At 42.7% G+C, this 10,192-nt stretch carries 4 protein-coding genes; 1 reads left to right on the top strand and 3 read right to left on the bottom strand.

What is annotated here, in order from left to right:
- Positions 1–565: 565 nt before the first annotated feature.
- A complete protein-coding gene (locus DWZ47_RS27300; RefSeq protein ID WP_004324828.1) occupies positions 566–1,483 on the top strand; it encodes a DMT family transporter in 918 nt (305 codons plus the stop codon).
- A gap of 91 nt (positions 1,484–1,574) precedes the next feature.
- Here the strand turns inward: DWZ47_RS27300 and meaB are convergent, their stop codons facing one another.
- From meaB to DWZ47_RS27285, 3 genes are all read right to left on the bottom strand, one after another.
- The gene (meaB, locus tag DWZ47_RS27295) at positions 1,575–2,666 is read right to left on the bottom strand and encodes a methylmalonyl Co-A mutase-associated GTPase MeaB (protein ID WP_004320987.1); all 1,092 of its coding nucleotides are present in this window, start codon (positions 2,664–2,666) and stop codon (positions 1,575–1,577) included.
- Between the two features lie 11 nt (positions 2,667–2,677).
- Entirely contained in the window at positions 2,678–3,745 is a 1,068-nt protein-coding gene (locus tag DWZ47_RS27290; RefSeq protein WP_182281662.1) for a DUF1573 domain-containing protein, read from the bottom strand.
- Positions 3,746–3,981: 236 nt separating this feature from the next.
- Positions 3,982–9,717, bottom strand: a complete 5,736-nt coding sequence (locus DWZ47_RS27285; protein WP_182281661.1) for an alpha-2-macroglobulin family protein — start codon at positions 9,715–9,717, stop codon at positions 3,982–3,984.
- Between the last annotated feature and the right edge of the window lie 475 nt (positions 9,718–10,192).

Here is a 10,192-nt window from a genome sequence, read left to right as displayed (position 1 = left end):
AGATTATTTATTCACAATAGAAGAAGTACCACCAAATTTGACGAAGAACCCAATAAAACTTAGTATACCCATATGGACTGTTTTTCCGGTCTATAAATTCCACTGATTCAACCTGTTCATTAGATACAAAAAAAGCGCAGGAATTTGTTTCATTATTCGTCTTCATCTTTTAAGTACACATACCACTCTTTAATAGACAAAGCTAGATCTATCAACACAGAAATATTTACATTTAAGCTCAAAAAAAAGTTAAAGACGACTACTAAAAACGCTTTTCTGAAATTTCGCCAGCCCTCCTACAGCTTAGCGAGATGTTGCAAAAGTAATTGTTTTATCAAAAGATGCAAATTTTCAAAGAGTTTTTTAGTCATCTATCAAAAGTTTACTAAAATCAAGCATTTTGACAACAATAAAAAGATACCGGACTTCGTTTTGTTGAAACCATAACGTCCGTTTATTAATATATTAGATTGGGAAAATATAAGAATAAAAAGCTACCTTTGCAACCGTTTCCTCTGTTTGACTGTTATTCATATAAAAAAATTGTAGATTAATCAATATCAACATGGACAAAAGTAAAAATCTGCGTGGTCATCTGTTTGCACTTACAGCAAACGTCATGTGGGGATTGATGTCTCCCATCGGTAAGTCGGCTCTTCAAGAGTTTTCCGCTATTTCAGTTACCACGTTCCGCATGGTGGGAGCAGCCGCCGCTTTCTGGCTACTTTCTATATTTTGCAAACAGGAACATGTGAACCATCAGGATATGCTGAAAATCTTCTTTGCTTCACTGTTTGCGCTAGTATTCAATCAAGGAGTGTTCATCTTCGGGCTTTCTATGACTTCTCCTATTGATGCTTCTATCGTAACTACCACTCTACCGATTGTAACAATGGTTGTAGCAGCTATCTATTTAAAAGAACCGGTGACAAATAAAAAAGTATTGGGGATTTTTATAGGTGCTATGGGAGCGCTCATTCTCATTGTGAGCAGCCAGGCAGGAAGCAACGGAAATGGAAGCCTGATTGGTGACTTGCTTTGTCTCGTTGCACAAATCAGTTTTTCCATATACCTGACTGTATTCAAAGGATTGTCTCAACGATATTCGGCAGTAACGATTAATAAATGGATGTTCATATATGCTTCAATGTGCTATATTCCGTTCTCCTATTATGATATTTCTACGATTCAATGGACTTCTATTTCCACTGTCGCCATTCTACAGGTACTTTATGTCGTATTAGGAGGTAGTTTCCTCGCGTATCTCTGCATTATGACTGCACAGAGGCTGCTCCGTCCTACGGTAGTCAGTATGTACAATTATATGCAACCGATCGTGGCTACGATTGCAGCAATCGCGATGGGTATCGGAAGTTTCGGCTGGGAGAAAGGGATTGCTATCGCACTTGTATTCCTAGGAGTATATATTGTGACTCAAAGTAAATCGAGAGCTGATCTTGAAAAAGCAGAAAAGCCTCATTAATAGTACAAGCGGGTAGAAAGACTAAATGTTTCCTACCCGCTTATGCTAAATGTATTCTCTAAAAATCAGAACCTTATTATCATTTAAAGTCTCATTTCAAATCCTCAAAATAAGTATCGAGCAGACTTCTTGCAGCTATAAAAGAAGTCAGGTTGCCTTTCAATACCTGCTGTTCTTTTTCCAAGAGCATCGCTTCAATCTTCGGATTATGATAAAAGCTGTCACGAAGTTGTTCATTGATGCTTTCATACATCCAGTATTTACTTTGTTCGTTGCGGCGATATTCAAAATAGCCGTTTTCTTTCACGAAGTCAATGTATTCGTAAATCATGTCCCAGACTTCCTTCACTCCCAGGTTATAAAAACCGGAGTAAGTCAATACTTTGGGAATCCATCCGGATTCAGGCGCAGGAAACAGATGTAATGCATTACGGAATTGAGTGGCAGCCAACTTGGCACGTTCCAGATTATCTCCATCGGCCTTATTGATAACGATACCATCCGCCATCTCCATAATACCACGCTTAATCCCTTGCAGTTCATCGCCCGTACCGGACAACTGAATCAACAGGAAGAAATCAACCATCGAGTGAACAGCCGTTTCGCTCTGTCCCACTCCTACAGTCTCCACAAAAATCTTATCGAATCCGGCAGCTTCACAAAGAATAATCGTCTCACGTGTTTTGCGTGCCACTCCCCCCAAAGAACCGGCTGACGGACTAGGGCGGATAAACGATTTAGGATGTACGGAAAGCTGCTCCATACGCGTTTTATCCCCTAAGATACTGCCTTTACTACGCTCACTACTAGGGTCGATGGCCAATACCGCCAGTTTGCCCCCCTTTTCGAGCACATGCAGACCGAATACATCTATGGATGTACTCTTTCCCGCACCGGGAACGCCGCTGATACCAATCCGGATCGAATTACCGGAAAATGGCAGACACTTCTCTATGATTTCCTGTGAGACAGCCTGATGTTCAGGCTTTACGCTTTCAACCAATGTCACAGCCTGACTCAATATGGTGACATCACCTTTTACGATACCTTCTACAAACTCTGCTACTGAAAGTTGGCGTTTCTTAGGTTTCCGCTTTAAGTAGGGATTCACAGATGAGGGTTGCTCAATGCCTTTATTGACAACAAGCCCCTTATATTCTTCACTATTTTCAGGATGTTCCATAATCATAGGATTTAGCGTTTGATATTGATTTCGACTTTCGGGCGTAACGGATCATTTGTTATCATCAGGATACGTAAATGATGCTTCTTATTACCTACGTCACGCTTACGAATAGTTACTTTGAGCTTCGTCATTCCATCCGGAGGAAGGACTGTCTTCTTCAGGCTCACTCCTACCGATGAATTGAATACCTGCAACTTACTGATGACTAACGGAGTCTTTCCGGAATTGGCTATCAATATATCATGGCTTACCTTATTCTTCTTTATCAACGGGATACTAAGATCAATATCCGTTTCCGAAATGTGCATGGCAGGAGCGTTCAAAGAATCTTTTTCCGTCATACGAGAGAAGTCGGGAAGAAGAATGGCCGAAACCGGTATTTCATTATCTTCGCTCACCTTATCACCGGAGAAACGGGAAAGGTAGACAGAAGTCTGTGTCAATCCGTAATCTTTTAGCTGGCTCGCATCCAGCGTCAGTTTGATAGTTCCCTTCTTGCCTTTCAACAAGACTTTGGGTTCCGCTTCCATTTTCAGATAAGGAGGCAGATGCATCAATACCGGTTCGTAAGGACGATCAGAAAGATTGGCGATATCAAAGGTCAATGAAGGCTGCTGTCCGCGATAGACATCGGGGAAAGCAAACTCATCACGATCCAAACGAATATTTCCGATTGTATAAGGAAGTAGCTTTGTATAATCTTTTATTTCCTGCACTACTTCACCGGTAAACTTCAGATAGACCAAGCTCGGACTGGCATTGCTATATATTCCTATCGACTTTTCAAAATGTCCTAACGTTTTTGCGTCAAAAGAAGCTTTTACTACTCCTTTTCCTCCCGGGGCAATCGGTTCTTTGGTCCAGTCGGCCACGGCACAGGCACAAGAGGTTGTGACGTTGGTCAGTACCAATGGCTGGTTTCCCGTGTTAGTGATGGTATATTCCACTGTCACCGGACGTTTCCACTCAATTTGTCCGAAGTTATGTGTCTCTTTATTTGAAGAGATACGAGGTTGGGCAACGGCTGCCAAAGCGACAGTAAGTAAAGATAATATAGATAGTAAACTACGTTTCATGCGATATTTTTTATTTTGGTGCACAAATGTAGGGGTTTTAGATGAGTTTTTCACCACAGATTACACAGATTAACACAGATTGGGAAAAGACTTTACTTAATAGCAGTCCTTGTAAGCCCCTGTTTATAAGAAAAAAGTTCCTCACCGACGAAGGATGCCTTCCTCGGTGAGGAACACCCTCTTCATCGGTGAGGAACGCCTCGCTCGTCGGTGAGAATAAAAATCCCCTGCCGGAACTATTTAATAATAATTGTCATCGAAGCAGAATGCGAAGCGTATTCCGGTGCATAAGCACACTGCATAGTTGCCAAACCAGTTTCGTAAGTTCCTGCACGACTGACACGGTAACTATATTCCAACACGTATACACCCTTTCCTAAATGATCGAAGAAGAAATTAGTCGATGCATCTTTGATGTCTACGTAATAGCCAAGCCCGTTGTTCCAACGATAACCGGAGATACTGCCGATCGGTTCGAAACAAGCGCCCCGCTGATCTTTCAACTGTACAAAGTCCATCGGACGGTCTACGCGGATGCTCAAACGGGAAACGACTTTATCACCTACCTGAAGAACCGTTTTGGCAGTAATAGGCTGTAATTGAGGCACGTTATTCATCGTACGCTCCACATACAACTGTTTCTCAACATTCAATTCACCGCCCTGTTGTTTCACATCACTCACAGGAGATTCAAATTCTGCATACACAGCTCCCCAGGCAATACCCGGATTTCTCTTTTCCACTTCAATCTTGCGGGCATCCACCACATTCTTCTGTGTGAAAGAACGTTTGATATATCCCAATCCAGGAACAGTCGTTTTACTTGGACTAACAGTTTCCAGCACTTCATTAGCAATCACAATCCGTACATCTCCCTGATTGTCGAGTAAATTAGCGCCTTTCATCAGCAATGCAAATACCGCATCGGCAGTAGCTACCGGAGAATCCCACTGTTGTGTCTGCTTTTGCTTCAACAACCAAAGTTTCATTTCTTCCACTGTATCGGTATTACCGCCTGTCTGTTCCAGCGCTTCCATCACATCTACATGAGCCTGCATCTGCATTCCGCCCCATGTATATGGATTCTCGTTGAAAGCAAAGAACATTCCCTGTTCATCTGTCTTCGTCAGATGTTCTTTCAGAGAAGCGACAAATTCCTGCGCTTCCTTCTTGCGTCCGGCTTTATCAAGCACAATGGCGGCAATCGCTTTTGTATCCATTGAAGGAGAAGTCAGCAATTCTCCTACCTTAGAAAGATAATAGGTATAAGCCGCTTTATTGGCTGCGGGTACCTGCTCTCCCGAAATAGCGATGAGATACAAATATTGCAGAATACTGCCCGAAACGCCAGTAAACTTCACACCGTCTTTCTGTGCTTTCAGGATTTCCTTATACTCGTCCAAAGCTGATTGATGGAGGTAAACGAAAGCCTTCTGTTGCAAGGAGAGAGCCGATCCGCTTAATTTTTCACCTGTCAGCATAGCCAGACGGGCATTCAGTTCGACAATATAGGTAGTAACAGATCGACTGCCGTTCATTCCTTTATACCAGGACCATGCCCCATTTGAGTTCTGTAACTCCTGCAATCGAGTCAAAGCTGCGATGTTATTACTACGAATGTTATTCAAATCAAACAAGGTGGCGATGCGCTCTTTCTGTTGCTCTTCCGTCTGTGCTTCGAGTACCCAGGGAGACTCGGACAAAATGATATTCTTCACTTCCTGATTCTTTTGCAGATTGCTCAAGAACGTTTCTTTCGTACCTCCTTGCAGTTTCCAACTTTCAAATACCGCTTTGATCTTCGGCTGACTGTTCATGATAAACGAAGCCAATGTATTGGCATAGTAGGCAGTAGCCCAGGAAATAGCGTTATTACTTGTCGGAAGACTCAATGAAGGCAATGCCTGAACGGCATACCAAGCCGGGTTTCCTGTAAATTCAACAGTTAGTTTACGATCTGTGGCTGTTTTACTTTGTTGATTGAACAGATGATCGAGTGAGAAAGTATGGGTTTCTTCTCCACGCACTGGCATTGGAAGTGTCTCCACCAAATGCTCTTTATTGCTAAGAACCGGAAGCAACTGTTGTTCTCCATCGCTGAAAGTACCACTGTCGGCAATCATCCGGCATCCCACTATTTCGTATTTATCACTAACGATAAACTGGAAGTCCACACCCATTGTCTTTCCGGCAGCAAGGCTGAATTTCTGTTTTTGTGTACTGATAACCTTCTCTGTCATCGGGTCAAAAAGGACCAGACTGACCATTCCGGCTTGCGGCTTACCAGTCATATTAGAGATAGAAGCTGCCAGAGAAGTCTTATCACCCACACGCACAAAACGAGGGAGATTAGGAGTCAGCATAAATTCTTTGCTTGTGGTAGCTTCGCCATCCAATGTTCCCGTCAACATTCCCTTTGTATGAGAATATCCACGGAAGTTCCAACGCGTCAGACTTTCAGGCATCGTGAATGAGAAAGAGATCTCTCCCTGTTCATTGGTGCGAAGTTGAGGATAGAAGAATGCTGTTTCTGCTAAATTGGTACGCAAGTCAGCAGATGCTTCGGGAAGCATTTCGTTGTCAGATGCCTCATCCGCTTTTTCTCCCGTGGGTATCATTTCCGATTGAAATTCAACATTAGTCATGGCATCAGCAGCCATAGCCGATTTCATCTTTGGCGCATTACTCCTTAAAGTTGCAACGTCCAATGTCGAAACGCTACCTGTCACCGTCAACTTTCTCGTCGAGCCATATCCTCTCACTATTACTTCACCCAAATCTCTTCCATTATTATAATAGTCCGATAGCATCACAAAATGGTCATACTCCAGTGATGGCACTTTGAGACTCTTCGTATTCCACCAGTAGTTGAATGAATTATTGCCGGAATATCCACTCATCCAGTTAGAATATGGGACAATCTGGTTATAATAGATTTGGAAATTCTGTTGCCGATTCCATATTTTATCCAAGGAGGCATCATACATCGTTGCCAGCATTTCCGCGTTAGCAGCTTGTCCTTGCGGCGTTTTAATCGTCAGCTTCCATTCTTCCTTTTGTCCCGGACGCAATTTATCACGGAACACTTCCCACTTCATAGTCAGTGTCTTATCAGGAATCCGTTTGGTCAGCCGCACCTGTTCCTGATAAACCTGTCCGTCCCTCACCATACAGAGATTCACAAAGACACCATCCCCATAACTTTCCCGATATGGATACTCGAAACGGACAATCGTATCTGACAAATTCAACGTCTTGCTCTCCAGCAATTTATCACCGGAAAATACGTTCATCATCACATAAGCATCTTTTTTCGACGTACCGAAACAGAACACGGCCGGATGGGCAGCATCAAATTCCGTATTTGCACCATAGAACCACATCGTCGTTTCTACAGGCGGACGTTTGTCCTCAACAGAGAAAAGAATCGTGTTGGTGTCAGCAGTCACTTCCTTGCCCTGATTATCTTTCACTGATGCTTTCAGCACATAAGGTCCCGATGGAAGATTCTTCCAGTCGAGCGTCATGTCTTCATTAGAAGTAAAGGTTCCCGTTGCAACCGGTTTCTCTTCCAACTGCTTAAAGTCCTTGTCTTTGGCAGGGTACAAGTAATAATTCCCCTTCACCTCCACAGGTTGTCCATTCAGGTTCTGCACTTTAAACATTGTTTCGAAGGGTTGATCCTTGCAAGTCTTATCTTGCAATTCCACCTGCAAAATCAACGAACGGTTTCCTGCCGAAATCACGTCCGTAGAAGATTGTGTTTCACCTGCCACATTGGTAACAGTGGCCTCAATGGAATAACGATAATATACCTTATCATTATTCTTATAAGAGTCACTTTCCTGCAAACGAACCGGTATCGTGAATTCTCCATTCTCATTGGCCATCACTTCACCGGAAGCAATTTGCACAGATTCCGCAAACCGCCAAAGGCTGTATGCAGAACGCTTTACCGTATATTTCACCGGAAGATCCTGAAGCAGCACACCACTATAAGATTGTACCTTACCCTTCACCTGTACCTCATCACCCAGTTTGTAACTTCCTTGTTGCTTTTCAAAAGTGATATCAAATGTCGGACGTTTATAATCTTCTACCCGAATGCTTGTACGGCCTCTTCCCGCTTTCAAAGAAAACATTCCGTTCAGACAGGCCGAAGGCAATGCGAAATCGGTGGTAAACGAACCGAACTCATTGGTACGTACCGACTTCTGCCCTACTTCCTGATTGTTTACATCCAATAAAGTCACCGTATATTCCTTGTTCGGAAGTACATTCGCCGTATCCGATTGTTGAGAATAAGCAATTCCCTTCACATACACAGTCTGTCCGGGACGATACAAAGAACGGTCGGTCAATAAAGTCATATTTTCAGTCACTTTATCTTCGTCGCCGTAATATCCGTAACTTCCTGCATAAATGCCTTGTTTCGGCATTGCCGTATCCGTCCCCTTGGAAGCTTTCAGATAGCGGTATTCGGATTTCCAGGGCAATACGACCTTACCCTCTTCGTTTGTCGTAAACTCCTGCAACACTTTTTCGTCATTACTGTACATCGTCACTTTCGCATGGGGAATAGGATGCCCTGTCTGTCCATCCAGCGTCACCACTTGATACTGTTTGTCCGGCAAACGGCATGTCAGCACTTTGAAACGTGTTACATCAAACTTGCTTTCACTATCTCTCTTCGCACGAATATCCGGTATGATACGCATCACGTAAGATCCAAGTTCAGGAGCTTTGAATGTAAACACAGTGTCCTGCGTCTGATAATCTTTCGGACGAAGCACAGCGTAATGTTGTTCCTTTATCAGTTTCTTCGCCTGATAAAGACGGACAGTGAAACCATCCAGATTTTTGTGTGAGACCCTTAATTCTATCTCTTCGTTCGGAAAAGCCAAATCGGATGCATTAACATTCAAATAAGGAGCCAATATCTCTTCCCGAAGATTCTTCAAAGCATTGATTCTGCGATAGCCTGGATAAAGGCGGATTGCCTCATCGCAAAGCTGCAATGCATTGAGCTGCTGTTGTTTTCCAATAGTATACCGGGCTTCTGCCAAATAGACTTCGGCACAGATCGGTTCGGAAGCATACTTGCTTTTCAATGTGTTCAAAGCTTTCAGATAAGTATCTTCCGTCAGTACCGGAAGTTCGCCCTTAGCCTGCAGAGGTCGAATATTCCGATCAGCATTCCATCTCCATTCCAGGTAGTTAAGTGCTGTCAACACATAACCTTCTTTTAATCCGGTTGCTTTATAAGCGGGAATCATATTCCCATAAATAGCTATTATATCTTGTTTGACCGGATTCACAGTACCGTCATTAGTAATCCTGTTACTCAATTCTTCCACCCGTTGCAGTGCTTCAATGCTACGGGAAGCCAATAAATGATACATATCATGGTGATAGTATTCGCTCGTTTCCCCCAGTTCTACAAAAGGAATATAGCCGCGTGAGGACGTTTTGAGCAGCAATACAGAATCGGCCAATGCCTCCTTTATATTTGTCCGCACTTTTTCGATGAACATATTGGCTGTCCATTCACGCATATCGGTAGCAGGTGTCTGGTCTACGATTTCTGTCCGTTGGCGGAGTTGCCACTGATTGCTGGCTGCATAATCTGCATAGATTCCCGCTATCAAAGAGTGTAGGATGGCGCGATCCATTGGTTGGTCAGTCTGTTTCACCCATTGTTCCAGTCCTTTCAAATCAGCGTAAAGACTGTCGGGATTCAACATTTCCCGATATTTCATCCGCCACGTATATGCTTTGAGCATTTGTGGAGAGTTTTTCTCTTTTTCCCCTTTCTGATAAATCTCATCAGTCAGTTTTATCACAGTCTTAGGCAAGCTCTTTTTCTCCGCTTGCTCCACTTCTTTCCATAATTTGTCGAAAGTTTGTGCCTGTACCGCCGGAATCACTCCCAACCATAGCAGCACCATCATACAAATTTGCTTTACTTTCATAATCTTTCTAGTTTAAGTTTGCTATAAGTCTCACTCTTATAAATAACAAAGTAAGGAAATAAAGTTTAAAGATTTGTACTTTTTAGCTTAAAAAAAGCTTTTATCAAGCTATCAGCCCCATACCATATTGTATAAACATTAGCCTATTAATCAACTCGCTCTGGAATAAAATAAAAAGTCCAAAAACTGCCACTCGGTTTATTATTTAATTGAAAAGTTTATCTTCTGCAATAAGATTCACCTATCTCTTACAAGTTCATAAATGCAAAAGTATCTTGCACCTTACACTAAACCAGCGATAGTCAACTGATATACAAGTATTTGAAGCAGTGCAAGATACCGTTGCAGATGCGTGCAAGATAGAGGTATCTTACACACTGTCTCGTTTATAAGAATCCGGGCATATTCATAGAAGACACTCAATAATTTGCAGCACCTCTACATAAAATGGCTTGTTCATGCCGGTGAACAAGCT

Origin of the sequence: Bacteroides sp. AF32-8BH (assembly GCF_003435205.1) — a bacterium.
GTDB classification, from domain to species: Bacteria; Bacteroidota; Bacteroidia; order Bacteroidales; family Bacteroidaceae; genus Bacteroides; species Bacteroides ovatus.
The sequence above is the reverse complement of the archived record's forward strand: the minus strand, read 5'-3'. Positions and strand labels throughout refer to the sequence as shown.